A 15,122-nucleotide genomic window follows, 5' to 3' on the forward strand; every position below is an offset into this window, starting at 1 on the left:
TTTGACAGCTGAGTCTCGGTTGTGACCGAGGGAGCTGACTGTGGCCACGTTGACGAACGCCGAACTGGTCGCCGCGTTGACGGGACGTCGCCGTCCAGCGGCACCGTCTGAGGAGCCTGGCCTGCGCTTCGCGTTCTACGGCCGGATGTCTACGAGCACGTTTCAGGACGTCCAGACATCACGTGCGTGGCAGCGCGCCGTGTCGGATGAGCTGATCGAGGGCATCGGCTCGGTCGTCGCGGAGTTCTTCGATGTGGGTGTGTCGCGACGGTGGTCGTGGCTGGACCGTCCGGAGGCCGCAGCGTTGCTGGCCGCCGCTGCAGATCCTGATCGTGCCTTCGATGCCGTCGTGGTGGGGGAGTACGAGCGTGCGTTTCACGGTGATCAGTTCCGTGAGGTCGTGGCTCGGCTGAACGCACTGGGTGTCGAGGTATGGCTGCCGGAAGCGGGCGGCCCGGTGGAACTCGGCAGTCCGGTGCATGAGGCGTTGATGGTGTTGTTGGGTGCGCAGGCGCAGCGTGAGGTGGCGCGGGCTCGTCAGCGAGTGTTGGCGGCGATGCGGTCTCAGACGCGGTTGCAAGGCCGGTTTCTGGGCGGGCGGCCGCCATATGGGTATCGGCTTGTTGATGGTGGTCGTCATCCGAATCCGGTGCATGGGCGGTGGGGTCGGCGGGTGCAGGTGTTGGCGCCGGATCCGGTGACGGCTCCGTGGGTGCGGTGGATGTTCTCTGAACGTGCTCACGGTCGCACGGTGGCGTCGTTGGCGCGCGAGCTCAACGAGCGTGGCGTGGTGTGCCCGTCGGGCGCGGATCGCGAGCGGAATGCGCACAGGTCGGGGGAGCGGTGGATCGTCCGGACGGTTGCGATGATCTTGGAGAATCCGCGTTACACCGGCCGGCAGGTGTGGAACCGAAGCAGCACGACAGGTTACGGGTCAGGCGGACGTGTTGGTGGCCGCGGCTCGGGCGCGCTGCGGTACAACCCGGTCAGTGAGTGGGAGGTGTCCGAGCGCATCGTGCATGAGCCTCTCGTCGATGACGAGATGTTCGTCGCGGTGCAGGGGATGCGGGTGACAAAACCCGCCAAGGACGGCGAGGTCCGGTGCTACATGCTGGCTGGCCTTGTCGTATGCGGGTTGTGTGGCCGTCGGATGGACGGGCACTGGGTTCATGGGCGAGCTGGCTATCGGTGTCGGCATGGCTTCACCAGCGTCAAGCGACGTTCTGACGGCGAACCGCGGAACATCTACGTCCGAGAAGACCACCTTCTTGAGGCACTGCCGCACCTGCTCGGGCGGGCTGCGGCACCTGTGGAGATAGGCGCGGGCGAAGATCTGGTCGATCAATTTCGCGAGCAACACTTGCAGATTCACTGCAGCGAGCAGCGTCTTGAAATTCGACCCGCGCCGCTAACGCTCAAAGCTCTGGAAACTGCCCATCGCCCAGTTCGGCCGGCACTTGCGCTGAACTGGCGTGGCGACGTGAAAACGGCCGAAATATGAATTACCCCACGGGATTCTGAGGAATCCCGTGGGGTAAGAGAATGTCCGAGGGGGGACTTGAACCCCCACCCCCTTTCGGGGACTAGCACCTCAAGCTAGCGCGTCTGCCATTCCGCCACCCGGACTTGTTTAGTTGTACCGCGGCTCGCGCCGTGGTGTGTGCATAGATTACATGATCGTCAGTGTGGGCCAAAATCGGGGGGTTGGTGCGGCGTTGGTGCTGGTAGGAGTACTAGATCCAGCCCTTGGCTCTGGCGAAGCGGGCCGCTTCGTGGCGGTTGGAGGCGCCCGTTTTGCCCACGGCTGAGCTCAGGTAGTTGCGGACTGTGCCTGGGGACAGGGAGGCTCGGCGGGCTATTTCGTCGATGGGGGCGCCTTCTAGGGCTAGTTCCAGGACGTCTGCTTCGCGTGGGGTCAGGGGGCTGTCGCCTGCGCTGATGGCCTCTGCGGCCAGGGCCGGGTCTACGTAGCGGCCGCCCTGGTGGACTGTGCGGACGACTGTGGCCAGGACGTCGGAGGAGACGGTTTTGGGGAGGAAGCCTCGGACTCCTGCTGCCAGGGCTCGTTTCAGGTGGCCTGGGCGGCCGTGGCTGGTGACGATCATGGTGCCGCAGGTGGGGAGTTCTGTGGCCAGTGATTGGGCTACGGAGACGCCGTCCAGGTCTGGCATTTGCAGGTCGATCACCGCTACGTCTGGGCGGACGATTCTGGCTGTCGCCAGGGCTTCTTTGCCTGTGGCGGCTTGGGCTACTACCTCCAGGTCGTCCTCCAACGAGAGAAGGGCGGCCATTGCGCCTCGGATGAGGTGTTCGTCGTCGGCCAGGAGGATGCGGATCATGGGAGCTCCACGGTCAGGACGAAGCGGTTGGGGGGCTCTGGGGTGGCTGTTACCGAGCCGCCTAGCGCTGCTACTCGTTCGTGGAGGCCTGTTAGGCCGCTGCCGAAGCGGAACGCGGAGGACGAGGCGCCATCGTTGGACATGGTTAGGACTTTGCCTCGCAACGTGATCGTGCACGTGCGGGCCTCGCTGTGGCGCAGGACGTTGGTCACGCCCTCGCGGACTGCCCAGCCGAGGGCGCCGGCCGGTTCGCCGGTGAACGTGACGTCGCCTATTACTCGGCAGTCGATGCCTGCTGAGGCCAGTAGGGAGCGGGCGCCTGCCAGTTCTGCGGTCAGGTCTGCTGTTCGGTAGCCGCTGACGACCGCTCGTAGTTCGTCCAGGGAGTCCTGGGCGATTTGGCGGACTTCCAGCATTTCGTCGATGGCTGCGGCTGAGCGGTCGCGGCTCGCCAGTTTGGCTGCCAGGTCGGCTTTTAGGGCTACTGCGGAGAGGTTGCGGCCTACTACGTCGTGGAGGTCTCGGGCGAAGCGCAGGCGTTCTTCGGCTACGGCCAGGTTGGCTCGTACTTCTCGGGAGCGGTCCAGTTCCCAGACGATCTTGAGCATCCAGAGGGTGGAGCGGAAGGCTGCCACGAGGAACTGGAGCATCAGGGAGATGAAGAGGGCGTGGCCCGGGGGAGCGGTGAGGAGCATCCAGGCGCCGCCCAGGAGACCCAGGAGGATCAGGGTGCGGGGGCGCAGGACGGCGGAGTACGTGGTGACCGCTAGGACCAGGAAGATCACCGAGATGCCGTCGCCTGGGCTGTCCGGCTTGCCGGGCAACGGGTCCGGGTACGCGAGTTGGCCTGCTACGAGGATCGCGGCGGTGATCAGCAGGTGGATCGTGAGGATGCGGCGGGGGAACTCGGTGCGGCCCAGGTTGTACTCGAGGCCCTGGTGGACCAGGCGGAAGCTGATGACCGTGTAGGCCAGCACCGTCGCGACCAGGACGGCCAGAGCGACGGTGCTGACCTCGTTGGCGAAGCCGATGATCAGCAGTGGTGGCAGGAAGATGTACGAGAGGTAGAACGTGTAGCGGACGAAGAGGTCGAACCTCGCCGCGCTGCCACGCGAGCGCCACCAGCCGAGCAAGTTCACCTCCGCGGGTCCCACCTGAACCACTTCTGCACAGCGTAGGTGCCCAGCACGATCCACACCGCCATGACGGTCAGCGGCTTGATCACCGGGCCGTCGGCCCACGCGGCGTTCAGGAGTTGCAGGACCGGGGTCAGTGGCAGGTACTGCAGGATCTTGGCGAGGATGTCAGGGAGGTTGGATAGCGGGAACATCATGCCGGAGCCGAAGAGGCACGCCATCAGGATCGGCAGGGAGGTTATCTGGGCCATCTCGACGGTCCTGGTGAACGCAGAGGAGGCTGCGGCCAGGAGTACGAAGATCGCCACGCCGCCTAGGACGCCCAGCAGCAGGAACCACGGGCGGGACGGCAGGTCGACGCCGGTGACCACGGCCACGACCAGGCAGTAGAGCACCATCTGGCCCAGGGCGATCACGACGGACGGGAGTGCGGCGCCGACGAGGATCTCCGGGTCGGTGAGTTCGCCGACGCGCAGGCGCTTGAGCACCAACTCCTCGCGGCGGGCCACGAACGTCGTGACCAGGTTGTAGTAGACCGCCATCAGCAGGGCGAATCCGACCAGGCCGATCACCAGCGGCACGCCCGAGGCGTCCACCGCGATCAGCACCGGCACGAGCAGCAACGGCATCAGCAACGAGTTGAACAGCGCGGTTCGGTTGCGCCAGAACAACTTCAGCTCGGCCTGCCCAACAGCCACGGCCCTCATGCCGCCTCCTCCGCGATCGCCAGGAACGCCTCTTCCAGCGACGCCGAGCGGGCGTCCAAACCGGACAGTTCCACGTTGTTGAGATGTGCCCAGACGAGAAGTTCGTGCAGGGACGACTGCAGTGCGTTGGTCCGCAGCGTCACGCGGCCCGACGACTCGGCGTCCACCACGAACGGCAGCGTCACGCCGGTGGGCGGGACGAACGAAATGCGCGACGGATACGCGTCGACCACCTCGGATACCGTTCCCTGCGCCACGATCCGGCCGCGGTGCATGATCGCGAGGCGGTCGGCGAGCGCCTGCGCCTCCTCCAGATAATGCGTTGTCAACAGGACTGTCACGCCGTCGCGCAAAAGGGCACGAATCAGTTCCCAAGTGTTCCGGCGGCTTTCCGGATCGAGACCCGTCGTCGGTTCGTCCAGGAACAGCACCTCGGGTTTTCCGAGCAACGCCAGCGCGAGGTCGAGACGGCGTCGCTCACCCCCGGACAGCTGCTTCACCCGCACCGTGGCGCGATGAGCGAGGTCCACCATCTCCAACGCCTCGTCGACCGGTCGCGGCGACGTCAGCGTCCCCGCCCACATCCGAGCGGCTTCAAAAGCGGTCAGATCAGGCGGAAAGCCGCCTTCCTGCAACATGACGCCCATTCGCGGGCGCACGGCAGCGCGCTCCGCGAACGGGTCGTGGCCCAGCACGCGCACGGTCCCCTCCGCCGGACGTGAGAGCCCTTCCACCACCTCCACGGTCGAGGTCTTTCCCGCACCGTTCGTGCCGAGCAACGCGAACATCTCGCCGCGCTCCACCTCAAATGAGACGCCCCGGACAGCTTCGAATCCTCCGCTGTACCGGCGGGTCAGCCCCCGCACCTCGATCGCTGTCATAAGCCCACGATCTCGGTAAACACGCGGAATCGGCAGTGCGGTCCCACATCAAAACCCCATGACAGATGTCATGGTCGTCATCTGAGGGGTTTCCCCGCGTCCACTCTCGACCGTCGCGCTCTCACCTACTCTCCATTCCAGTGACTGTTGGTCACCATCGGGATTCGGCGAGTGGCAGGGGCTCGCCGGGTCCCGCCACATCCGAAGATCCGAGGGGAGTCGTCACGTGCAGGAACATCTGCGCGGACGCCACGGGGAGCTCGCCGCGCTGCGGGCCGCGTTCGAGGCCACCACCTCGCGCGGACGGCTCGCGGTCGTGCGCGGTGAGCCGGGGAGCGGACGTACCGAACTGCTGAGGCAGGCCGCGGCGATGTGGCGGGCCGAGGGCGTGGCGGTGGTGGGGCACCGCCCGAGATCGCGGGCGGTCGTGCTGCTCGACGACACCGACCAGCTCGCCGAACCGGTGCTCACCGCCACGGCGATGCGCATGCCCGGCTGTCTCGTCGTCGCGGTCACCCACGACGACGCCGAACTGGCCGAGGCCGCGGACGTGGTCGTCGACCTGTCGCCGTTGCCCGACGACGTGGTCACGGAGTTGATCACCACGCGCGACGCGCTCGACATCGGCGTCGTCGAGGCGCTCAGAACCGCGCTCGGCACCCTCTACGGCAACCCCGGCACGGTCCTCGCGACGCTCAAGAACGCGGAGCTGACCTGGATCGGTGACCGGATGTTCCTCGCCAACGACCGGATCAGCCTGCCCAGAAACCATCCGCTGCTCGAGCACGTCCACGGGCTCGCCCAACGGGTCGCGCTGCTGTGCGTCGTCCGCGAGGGCATCGAGGTCACGGACCTCCAGCTGCTGGGCGAGGACCCGGCGAGCTGTGGCCGCGCGCTCGACGACCTGGTCGAACGCGGTGTGCTCACCCCGGACCTGCACGTGCTGTGCCCGGCGCTCGCGCACGCGATCGTGGACCAGAGCGGCGAGGACACGGTGCGCCGCGTGCACGTCGCGCTCGCCGCCGGGACGGCCGATCCGGACCTGGTCGCGCTCGCGGGCCCGGACCTGCCGGACGCGCGGAAGTGGGCGCTGTGGCTCGGCAACCGGGCTGTGGAGATCCAGTCCACCGACCCGCAACGGGCCGGGCGGTGGCTCGCCGCCGCGGTCAGCATGACCGACCCGCAACCGTGCGGCAGGCTCTTCCACAGCGCGATGACCGCGCTCGTGGCCACCGGCCAGGACGAGCTGATGCGCACGGTCCTGGACGACCGCCCGCACGACGACGCGACCACCGACGCCGCGACGATGCTGTTGCTGCTCAACGGCGAGACGGTCGACACCGACGACGGACCGGCCACCGACCTCGCACGGTGGTGGATCGGTGAACGCCCGCACTGGACGCCTCTGCCGATGAACGCCAACGACGCCGAAGCCGTCATCACCAACGCCGAGCTCAACGCGATCTATCACGCACTCAGGTTCGACGCGGCGGCTCTCCGCACGTCCTTGAAGTTCGTCCGCAACACCCAGGCCAAGGAACACTTCGACGAACTGACGGAGGCCGGCACGGCCGGTGACGTCGCCACGGTGCTGGAACTCGTACTCGGCACGCGGTATCGCACACCGGACCACGGCCCGTTGAAGCTCTATCAGCGCGTGGTCCGCGAATACGCCAAAGCCAGCTACACGACCGCACTGCAGACGGTGCGCCAACTCGAACTCACCCGCCCGATGCCCGCGCACCACCTGGCGCGCGTGCTCGCCGCGGCGATGCACACGGCGCGAGGCGAGAACCGGCAGGCACACGCGTGGCTCGCCAAGGCCAGCGATGACGTCCGGTACGCACCGGTCAGGGCGCTGGTAGAGGCCCGGTTGCTGCATCGCGCGGGCGACTCCGAGGGTGCGGTCAACCTCGCCTGGCGCACGATCGGCCTGGCCAGGCACGCGGGGGTGCGGCCGGGCATCGGACGGCTGATGCTGCTGACGTTGCAACTGGCGCTGCGCAACGGCGACGAGCACATCGCCCGTGCCGCCTTGGCCGCCATGACCGAGCTGCACAGCCAGGACGACTGCCGCGCCACGCTGCAGATCCTGTTGCTGGGCCGAGGTCTGCTGAACCGCGACCCGGCCGAGGCGGCGAAAGGCGCCGACGTCGTGCGCCAGCGCGGCCACAAGTCCGACCTGCTGTGGGCGTGCCACATCCTCGCCCAGTTCTGCGACGACCCGCGTCAGGTCGTGCGGGAACTGCACGCCATCGCCAGGGAGGGCGGGGCCGCGTTCCTGTTGCCCGCCAAGGTGTCGGCGTTGATGCGCAGCTTCGGCGTGGCCGCGCCGAAAGCGACGCAGAGTGGCCTCACCGCCACCGAACTGCGCATCGTCGAACTCGTGCGGACCGGCCAGACGAACCGGCAGATCGCCGCGGAGCTCGAGGTCAGCGAGAAGGCGATCGAACACCATCTCACCCGCCTGTTCCTGCGCACCGGGGTCCGGTCGCGGGTGGAACTGGCCGCCGCGAGCCTGGCGGGCAGGCTCGACGACCGAGGAGCCACCGGATGACGGGCACGCTCAACCCCATCGGCGCCACGGCTCTCATCGCGCGCGAGCAGGCGCACACGAACGTGGTGTGGCCGTTGTTGTCGGGGAGCACACGGCTGGTGCTGGTCACCGGGCACGCGGGCATCGGCCGCACCGCCTTGCTCAACGAGGTCAGGGACACGCTGGAACATCAGCGCGTGCGCACCACGGCCGTTCCGCTGCTGCGCGCCGACCACGGCCGTCCTGAGGCCGTGGTCGCCCGTGTCACCGAGGAGCTCACACGGTGGTCACGTCCGCCGGTGCTGTTCCTGGACGACCTGCACCGGCTGGACCGCGACGTGCTCGGCGCACTGCTGGACGCATTACCCGGACTGGGCGCCAGCGTCGTCGGCAGTTACCGCACGCCCGTGCGTCTCGAACACGCCGATCTTGCTGATGCGCTGCGCCTGAACGCACTGACCGAGGTCGTGCCGCTCACGCCGTTGAACCGGTCCGGCGTCAGCCACATGTTCACCCGCCTGCTCAACGTCTCCGCGGACGCCGACCTGGTGCGCCGCCTGCACAACGACAGCCGGGGCGTGCCCGGCCTGGTAGACCTCGCCGTCGACACCTACCTGCGCGGCGACGCGCTGCGGATCATCGACCGCACCGCCTACCTGGTCGGCGAACCGCGCGGCACCGGCCACCGGCACGCCGCCGTCGACCGCGTGAAGGCCCTCGGCGAGAACGCCTGGCGGACCGCGAAGGCGATGGCCGTGCTGCACCCGCTCGGCCTGGTCGCCGAAGAACTCCTCGATGACACCAGTGCGTTGCCCGAACTCGAAGCCGAAGGTGTGCTCGTAAGGCACGGCGAAGGCTGGCGGTTCCGGGCACCGGTGCTCGCCCACGCGTTGAAGGCGAGCATCGGCCCGTACGAGCGCAACGACCTCGGATGGCGTGCGGTCAGCGCGATCTGGGACGGCCGGGCGTTCGTCCAGGACCCCGGCTACCTGCCGGACCGGCTGATCGACGCGGGCGCGTTCGCCGACCGGGAGAAGGCCGCCAGCCAACTCCTCGCCGCCGGACGCGCGGGCGTGCTGCGCGACCCGTCGGCCCGGCGCTGGCTGCACGCCGCCGCCGACCGTGCCACCACGCCCACACAACGGGCCGAGGCGCTGTACACCCACGCCGTCGCGTGCAGCGTGCACAACGACATGACCGCCGCACGGGCCAGCATCGAGGTCGCACTCGAACGGTCCGATGAGTTCACATCGGACCAGTTGCAGGAGATGCACCTCATCCGGCTCGTGGGCATGTGCGCGGCGGGGGACAGGGCCGGGTTGCGCAAGGTCGCGGACAGTGCGTGGCGCACGCTGCCCGGTGGTGCGTCCGCGCGGTTCATCGACCGTGCGCTGGCGTTGTGCTACTCGGACCGATGGGACGAAGCGGCGACTTTGCTCGCGAGCACGCGCACGGTCTGGAGGCTCGGCAATGCGGCCACGGTGACGTTCGGCGAGCTGTTCAGCATGTGCGCGGCGCTGATCACCGGGCGGATGGCCGAGTTCGAACGGGTCGTCAACGACCCAGCGCTGTGCCCGCTCTTCGCCACCGAGCAGGACCGGCCCCACGTGAAGTCGACCGTGGCGCGCAACCTGCTGCTGGCGGGCGAGGCGGCACGGGCGGAGCGCGTCCTCGCGGGCGAGCGGGTGCTCGACTCCGACCAGGCGCTGCTCGACGTCGCGGCCGGCCGCTGGGACGACGCCCTCGGACACGCTCGCAAGGCGCTGGTCAACGGCTCGACGCTCGGCCAGGTCGTCGTGCACACGGCGTTGGCACGCGATCTCACCTCGATGCTGCTCGCCCGCGCGAAGCTCACCCGTGCGCGCGAGGTGATCGCCGAGGTGCGCACGGGCCAGAACGTCCTGCCGCACGTCCTGGACGCTCCCGAGGCCGACATCGAACTGGTCCTCGGCGCCCGCGACAAGGGCAAGCAGGTGCTGCACCGGGGGCTCGCCTACGCGGCCCAGCACGGCATCGTGCTGGGCACCGACGAGCTGGAGCTGCGGCTCGCGCTGCTGTCGGTCGAGGACGGCGACCACGACGACGCGGCGGCCCGCGTCGAACGGCTCGCCGGCATCGCCGAGCGCATGGACACCGGCCGAGCCCATCGCAACCACCTGCTGGCCCGGGCCCTGACCTGGCGCGACGAGGCGGCCGTCGAGGAGGTCCGGCGGATCGTCGGGCAACGGGGCCAGCCGCACGAGATGGCGCGGACGTGGACGACGCTGGTGGCGTTCCGGCTCGTCGACCCGCTGCTGCTGCGTGAGGCCTACGAGCTGTTCGGCACCATGGACGCGTTGCTGCCCAGGGCGTTGCTGCGGCACATGATGCGGGAGAACGGTGTAGCGGTTCCCGGTCGTGCGGCGACCACGGCCGAACAGGAGCGCCTGCTCGCGTCCCTGGTCGCGGAAGGCCTGACCAACCGGGAGCTGGCGGGCGTGCTGCGGATGACCGAGAAGAGCGTGGAGGCCAGGCTGACCCGGCTGTTCCAGCGCACCGGCTACCGGTCACGGGTGGAGCTGGCGACGGCGATGCTCACGGGCGAGTACCACTGACGAGCGCGTCCACCACCACGGACGCCGGTTCGGAGAGGTTGAGCCACGCGACGACGACGCGCTGACGTTCCCGTGAGCGCACACGGATCACCTGCACGCCTTGAGGTACCAACGTCGCCAACGGCTCGGGCAGCGTCGTGATGCCCGCACCGGTCGCCACGAGCTGAAGCTTCGCCAACCAGTCACGGGCGACATGGGCGACCACGGCCCGTTCGTCGAGACCGGGCCACACGCCGAACCCCGGCGGCCCGGTGATCCACGCCCAGCCACGTAGGTCGGCCACGTCGACGAAGTCCTTGTGCGCCAGCGGATGCGTCGACGGCACGGCCAGCAGCAGCTCGCGTTCGTCGAGCACCTTCGTCCGTAACGCCGGCGTCTCGTCGTCCAGCGGCGGGAACGGCGGTTCGGACGCCAGCACCGCGATGTCCACCGTGCGCGCCCGCAACGCCCGCACCAACGACGCCGTGGTGCCGTCCCGCGTCGTCACGGTCAACGCCGGATGACTGCGCCGCAACGCCGCGAGCGCCGACGGGACCACCGTGCCGCCCGCGCTCGTGAACCACCCGAGCCGCACGGTGCCCGCCGTCGCCGGCAGCCCGGACAGCTCACGGCTGGCCGCGTCGAGCTGCGTGAGCACCAGACCCGCGTGCCGCAGCAGCACATGCCCGGTATCGGTCAGTTGCACGACGTCGAGCTGACGGTCGAACAACGGCGCGCGCACCACGCGTTCCAGGGCGGCGATCTGCCGGGACACCGCCGACTGCGTGTAGCCCAGGGCGGCGGCCGCGGCGCTCAGCGAGCCCCGCTCGGCCACCTCCTGGAACACCCGCAACGCCACCAGCGGCACCGCACTCAGGTCCATGACCCACCCTTATACGGGTTACGGGTGGTATCGCCCCTGAATCTCGGTGATCTCGCCGTCGCCGTTGAACGTCAGCCGCGGCGCGTAGATCGGTTCCTTCTCGGCGAGGAAGTCGGTTCGCGCGCACGGGGCGTCGCCCATGCCGAACAGGGTGAGCGTCAGGCCCTCCGCCTGGCCACAGCCGAACGGCGTGCGGATCACCACGTCGTCCGCGAGCCGGGAGACGTGCTTCTCGCCGGGTAGTTCGTGCACGGCAGAGCTGTTCTCCTCGGCGGGCCTGATCTCGCCGTCCACCCAGGTCACGGTGCCGTCAGGGCTGATCGCGGTGATCACCGCGACGTCCGTCGTGTCGGGCAGGGCCCACCAGATCGCACCGGTCACGACCGGGACCGCGGCCACGGCCGCCCAGATCCATCGCTTCACGAGCTGTTCGACGCCTCGTGCGGCCGAGGGGTTGCCCAGCCGCGTTGCGAAGATCAGGTCGAGGCCGTAATATTACGATCGTGCGAAAACGGGGGAGCGCATGACACTGGGACTCATCGCGGCGTTGGCGGGGCTGGCGCTGCTCGACTCGACGAGCATCGGGACGTTGTTCATCCCGATCTGGCTGATGCTCACGCCAGGCAGGCTGAAGCTGAGCAGGTTCGCCGTCTACCTCGGCACGATCACCGTCTTCTACTTCGGCGTGGGCGTGCTGATCGTGCTCGGCGCGTCGCAGGTGATCGACCACCTCGACGGGCAGGTGGCGTTGTGGATCCAGCTGGTGATCGGCGTGCTGCTGTTCGCCGTCAGCTTCCGCTTCGACGGCAAGAAGAAGCCGTACACCGGCAAGTGGCAGAACCGCCTGAACGCCAACGGGTCCGCGGCGGCGCTCGCCGGAGTCGCGCTGCTCGCGGGCGTGGTCGAACTCGCCACGATGCTGCCGTACCTCGGCGCGATCGGGATGATGAGCGCCGCGGACCTGAGCACCGCCCAGGTCGGGCTGCTGCTGGCCGGGTACTGCCTGGTCATGATCGTGCCCGCGCTGGTCCTCCTCGTGGCACGGCTCGCGTTGCGGCACCGCGTCGAGCCGTTCCTGGCGAAGATCAGCACGTGGTTCGCGGAGAAGGGCGCGAGCACCACCGGGTGGATTCTCGGCATCGCCGGGTTCCTGGTCACCCGCGACGCCGTGGTCAGGCTGTTCTTCGTGTGAACCACTTCGTCCGGTTGGCTGAACGACCCGGTTTCGTTTTCCTCCTACACTCGCCAGGATGACCGGCCTGGACGATCCGCGCAGATCGGTCCCGCGCGAACTGGCGCCGTTGCTCCGAATGGAAGTGGCGCCGGTCGCGGTCGGCATTTTCGAGGCCATCGAGAAATCGATTCCCGAATACAGCGAGTTCCGTGACAACGTCGTCGACGGAATCCGGCAGGCGTTGGTGAAGTTCGTCGACCGCATCGCCGCGCCCGATTCCGAGCCGGATCCGCACGACGACATCCACCGCAAGCTCGGCGCGTGGGAGTTCAAGTCCGGCCGCAGTCTCGACAGCCTCCAGGCCGCCTACCGCATCGGCGCGCGGGTGGCCTGGAGGCACGTCTGCGGGTTCGCCGAGCAGCGCGCGCTGTCGCTGCGCGAGATGTCCGTGCTGGGCGAGGCGATGATCGCGCACGTCGACGAACTCGTCAGCCTGTCGGTCGAGGGCTACGCGGCCGCGCAGGCCAGCGCGGCGGGCACGCTCGAACGCAGGCGGCGCAAGCTGATGGAACTCCTGGTCGGCGATCCGGCGGCCAACTGGCAGGCGGTGGTGGACGCGGCCCAGGCGGCGGCGTGGCCGGTGCCCGACCGGCTCGTGGCGGTAGCGCTTGAGCCGTCCGCCGCGCCCGCCGACGACCTGCCGGCCGACGTGCTGGTCGACTTCGAGGACGCCACCCCGTACCTGCTGGTGCCGAACCCGGTGGCGGTCAGCCGGTGGCTCGTTCGCGCGTTGCCGGGCTGGCGCGCGGCGGTCGGGGTGCCGGTCGCGCCGCACGACACACCGAGGTCGCTGGCCAGCGCACGCCGGGTGCTCGCGCTGGCCAAGGACGGCGTGCTGCCGCGCCGGACCGTCCTCGACTGCGCCGACCACATCGTCGAACTGACCGTGCTCGCGGACGAGTTCCTGGCCCGGCAGCTGGCGGAACGGGCGCTCGCGCCGCTGGCCCCGCTCACCGACCGGCAGCGGACCAAGCTCGCCGAGACCCTGCTCGTGTGGCTTTCCGCGCGCGGCGGCGCACCCGAGGTCGCCTCCCGGTTGCAGGTGCATCCGCAGACCGTGCGCTACCGGGTCAACCAGTTGGACGAACTGTTCGGCGACCGAATGCACGACGCCGAACAGCGGTTCACCCTCGAACTCGCCCTGCGCGCGCACTATTTGTTGCAGCGCGGCTGACAAATCGCCGCAACACATTTCGCACCCAAGTGACAAAAGCTGATTTTTGCTTGCCACGAAGAAACCGGCCTGGTTACTTTACTGGCGAGTAAAGCAACACCGCCTTCTTGCAGTTCAATGTCGTACTCATGGAGGTCCCTGCAGATGAAGACCGGACTTTTCGCGCGCGCCGCCGCCGTCGCTCTGGTTGCCGGAGCGCTGAGCGTGGCGACGGCCGGCACGAGTTCCGCCGCGACCGCCTCGCTGGACATCACCTACCGGTGCGAGTTCTCGATCACCGGTACGCACGACGTGCCCACCGTGGTCACCTCACCGGACGTGCCGGACTCGGCCGCTGTCGGCGTGCCGACCGCACCGGCGTCCACGTCGGTGACCGCCACCGTGTCGGATGACATCCGCAACACGCTGTGGTGGATCGGCGGCCGTTCCGTGGACGGCACGCTGAGCACCGCCATCACGGTCACCAACGGCAGCAGCGTCCAGAACATCACCGCGACGTCGGCCATCCCGAACACCGCGGTGCCGTCCTCCGGCACGTTCCAGGTCGTCGCCACCGGCACGTTCCCGGCGCTGACGCTCCCGAACGCGGGCACGGCGACGATCTCGCTGGGCAACGCGACCCTCTCCCTGACGCCGCGTTACGCCAACGGCGACCCGACGTGGATCGGCACCGTCAACTCGCCCTGCACCGTGGGGGCGGGCCAGGCCACCAAGTTCCACGAGTTCCCGGTGGCGTGAGGCTCATCCCGTGATGGGATGAGCGGCATGGAGCTCCAGCAACTGGTGGACCGCATCGCGTCCGAGGTCACACCAGGTGGCTCAGCCGCCGACTACATCCCGGCGCTGGCCAGGATCGACCCGCACACCTTCGGCCTCGCCGTCGCGACACTGGACGGCGAGGTCTTCGGCGCGGGGCAGTACGAGAGGCCGTTCTCGATCCAGAGCATCTCCAAGGCGTTCACGCTCGCTCTGGCCCTCGCCGAGAACGACGACGTGTGGACCCGCGTCGGCCGCGAGCCGTCCGGGTCGCCGTTCAACTCGCTGGTGCAGCTGGAGACCGAGCAGGGCATCCCGCGCAACCCGTTCATCAACGCCGGCGCCGTCGTCGTCACCGACCACCTCGGCCTCGGCGCGGCAGACCGGCTACTCGACTTCCTGCGGCAGGAGAGCGGGAACCCCGGCCTGGACGTCGATCCCGAGGTCGCCAAGTCCGAACTGGACCACAGCGACCGCAACCGCGCGCTCGCGCACTTTATGGCCTCCTACGGCAACATGCGCAACCCCGTCGACGTCGTCGTGCGCGAGTACGTGCGGCAGTGCTCGATCGCGATGAGCTGCGCCGACCTCGCCCGCGCCACCCTGTTCCTCGCCCGGCACGGCGTCCGCAACGACGGCACCCGGCTGCTCGGCGTCAGCGGTGCCAAGCGCGTCAACGCCGTGATGCTCACGTGCGGCACCTACGACGCCGCCGGGCAGTTCGCCTACCGCGTCGGTCTGCCCGGCAAGAGCGGCGTCGGCGGCGGAATCATCGCCGTCGTCCCGGGGAAGTGCGCGATCTGCGTGTGGAGTCCAGGATTGGACGCACGCGGCAACTCCGTCGCGGGAGTCGACGCGCTGGACCGTTTCACCACTCTCACAGGGTGGAGCGTGTTCTGAACA

The 15,122-nt window shown here is 68.7% G+C and carries 13 protein-coding genes and 1 tRNA gene; 7 read left to right on the forward strand and 7 right to left on the reverse strand.

The window, feature by feature from the left end; all coding sequences use genetic code 11:
• The first annotated feature begins 40 nt into the window (after nt 1-40).
• Nucleotides 41-1,501: a recombinase family protein gene (locus tag JNUCC0626_RS08365; protein ID WP_394619098.1), complete on the forward strand. Its 1,461-nt coding sequence runs from the start codon at nt 41-43 to the stop codon at nt 1,499-1,501.
• A gap of 42 nt (nt 1,502-1,543) precedes the next feature.
• Here JNUCC0626_RS08365 and JNUCC0626_RS08370 read toward each other — a convergent pair.
• The 5 genes from JNUCC0626_RS08370 to JNUCC0626_RS08390 all read right to left on the reverse strand — a co-directional run bounded on the left by JNUCC0626_RS08370 (nt 1,544) and on the right by JNUCC0626_RS08390 (nt 5,063).
• A tRNA-Leu gene (locus JNUCC0626_RS08370) sits at nt 1,544-1,626 on the reverse strand.
• A gap of 107 nt (nt 1,627-1,733) precedes the next feature.
• Nucleotides 1,734-2,339, reverse strand: coding sequence for a response regulator (locus JNUCC0626_RS08375; RefSeq protein WP_394619099.1), 606 nt, complete (start codon nt 2,337-2,339; stop codon nt 1,734-1,736).
• Entirely contained in the window at nt 2,336-3,502 is a 1,167-nt protein-coding gene (locus tag JNUCC0626_RS08380; RefSeq protein ID WP_394619100.1) for a sensor histidine kinase, read from the reverse strand. Before JNUCC0626_RS08380 ends, JNUCC0626_RS08375 begins: the two co-directional genes overlap by 4 nt.
• A complete protein-coding gene (locus tag JNUCC0626_RS08385) occupies nt 3,475-4,182 on the reverse strand; it encodes an ABC transporter permease (protein WP_394619101.1) in 708 nt (235 codons plus the stop codon). The genes JNUCC0626_RS08380 and JNUCC0626_RS08385 overlap by 28 nt, the downstream gene beginning before the upstream one ends.
• Nucleotides 4,179-5,063 (reverse strand): ABC transporter ATP-binding protein, encoded by an 885-nt coding sequence (locus JNUCC0626_RS08390; protein ID WP_394619102.1) that lies wholly within the window; start codon nt 5,061-5,063, stop codon nt 4,179-4,181. Before JNUCC0626_RS08390 ends, JNUCC0626_RS08385 begins: the two co-directional genes overlap by 4 nt.
• 226 nt (nt 5,064-5,289) lie before the next feature.
• On the opposite strand from JNUCC0626_RS08390, the gene JNUCC0626_RS08395 reads away from it, so the two are divergent.
• The gene (locus tag JNUCC0626_RS08395; protein ID WP_394619103.1) at nt 5,290-7,620 is read left to right on the forward strand and encodes a LuxR C-terminal-related transcriptional regulator; all 2,331 of its coding nucleotides are present in this window, start codon (nt 5,290-5,292) and stop codon (nt 7,618-7,620) included.
• Nucleotides 7,617-10,193, forward strand: coding sequence for a LuxR C-terminal-related transcriptional regulator (locus tag JNUCC0626_RS08400; protein WP_394619104.1), 2,577 nt, complete (start codon nt 7,617-7,619; stop codon nt 10,191-10,193). The genes JNUCC0626_RS08395 and JNUCC0626_RS08400 overlap by 4 nt, the downstream gene beginning before the upstream one ends.
• Here the strand turns inward: JNUCC0626_RS08400 and JNUCC0626_RS08405 are convergent.
• Both JNUCC0626_RS08405 and JNUCC0626_RS08410 read right to left on the reverse strand, forming a co-directional pair.
• Complete coding sequence (locus JNUCC0626_RS08405) at nt 10,174-11,055, reverse strand: LysR family transcriptional regulator (protein ID WP_394619105.1); 882 nt, start codon at nt 11,053-11,055, stop codon at nt 10,174-10,176. The two genes, JNUCC0626_RS08400 and JNUCC0626_RS08405, sit on opposite strands and share 20 nt — an antisense overlap.
• An 18-nt stretch (nt 11,056-11,073) precedes the next feature.
• Nucleotides 11,074-11,478: a hypothetical protein gene (locus tag JNUCC0626_RS08410; RefSeq protein WP_394619106.1), complete on the reverse strand. Its 405-nt coding sequence runs from the start codon at nt 11,476-11,478 to the stop codon at nt 11,074-11,076.
• Between the two features lie 100 nt (nt 11,479-11,578).
• Between JNUCC0626_RS08410 and JNUCC0626_RS08415 the strand changes: the two genes are divergently transcribed.
• From JNUCC0626_RS08415 to JNUCC0626_RS08430, 4 genes are all read left to right on the forward strand, one after another.
• Nucleotides 11,579-12,247 (forward strand): GAP family protein, encoded by a 669-nt coding sequence (locus JNUCC0626_RS08415; RefSeq protein WP_394619107.1) that lies wholly within the window; start codon nt 11,579-11,581, stop codon nt 12,245-12,247.
• Between the two features lie 58 nt (nt 12,248-12,305).
• Nucleotides 12,306-13,463 carry a PucR family transcriptional regulator gene (locus JNUCC0626_RS08420; protein WP_394619108.1) on the forward strand — a complete coding sequence of 386 codons (1,158 nt, stop codon included), beginning with the start codon at nt 12,306-12,308 and terminating at the stop codon, nt 13,461-13,463.
• Between the two features lie 144 nt (nt 13,464-13,607).
• Entirely contained in the window at nt 13,608-14,201 is a 594-nt protein-coding gene (locus tag JNUCC0626_RS08425; protein ID WP_394619109.1) for a DUF6801 domain-containing protein, read from the forward strand.
• A gap of 27 nt (nt 14,202-14,228) precedes the next feature.
• Nucleotides 14,229-15,119 (forward strand): glutaminase, encoded by an 891-nt coding sequence (locus JNUCC0626_RS08430; RefSeq protein WP_394621994.1) that lies wholly within the window; start codon nt 14,229-14,231, stop codon nt 15,117-15,119.
• Nucleotides 15,120-15,122: the final 3 nt, after the last annotated feature.

This window comes from Lentzea sp. JNUCC 0626, assembly GCF_043632865.1.
Taxonomy (GTDB): Bacteria; Actinomycetota; Actinomycetes; order Mycobacteriales; family Pseudonocardiaceae; genus Lentzea.

Coding starts and splice junctions, on each gene's coding strand:
- JNUCC0626_RS08430 (WP_394621994.1), top strand. CDS start 14,229: ATGGAGCTCCAGCAACTGGTGGACCGCATCGCGTCCGAGGTCACACCA.
- JNUCC0626_RS08400 (WP_394619104.1), top strand. CDS start 7,617: ATGACGGGCACGCTCAACCCCATCGGCGCCACGGCTCTCATCGCGCGC.
- JNUCC0626_RS08415 (WP_394619107.1), top strand. CDS start 11,579: ATGACACTGGGACTCATCGCGGCGTTGGCGGGGCTGGCGCTGCTCGAC.
- JNUCC0626_RS08375 (WP_394619099.1), bottom strand. CDS start 2,339: ATGATCCGCATCCTCCTGGCCGACGACGAACACCTCATCCGAGGCGCA.
- JNUCC0626_RS08405 (WP_394619105.1), bottom strand. CDS start 11,055: ATGGACCTGAGTGCGGTGCCGCTGGTGGCGTTGCGGGTGTTCCAGGAG.
- JNUCC0626_RS08425 (WP_394619109.1), top strand. CDS start 13,608: ATGAAGACCGGACTTTTCGCGCGCGCCGCCGCCGTCGCTCTGGTTGCC.
- JNUCC0626_RS08390 (WP_394619102.1), bottom strand. CDS start 5,063: ATGACAGCGATCGAGGTGCGGGGGCTGACCCGCCGGTACAGCGGAGGA.
- JNUCC0626_RS08385 (WP_394619101.1), bottom strand. CDS start 4,182: ATGAGGGCCGTGGCTGTTGGGCAGGCCGAGCTGAAGTTGTTCTGGCGC.
- JNUCC0626_RS08420 (WP_394619108.1), top strand. CDS start 12,306: ATGACCGGCCTGGACGATCCGCGCAGATCGGTCCCGCGCGAACTGGCG.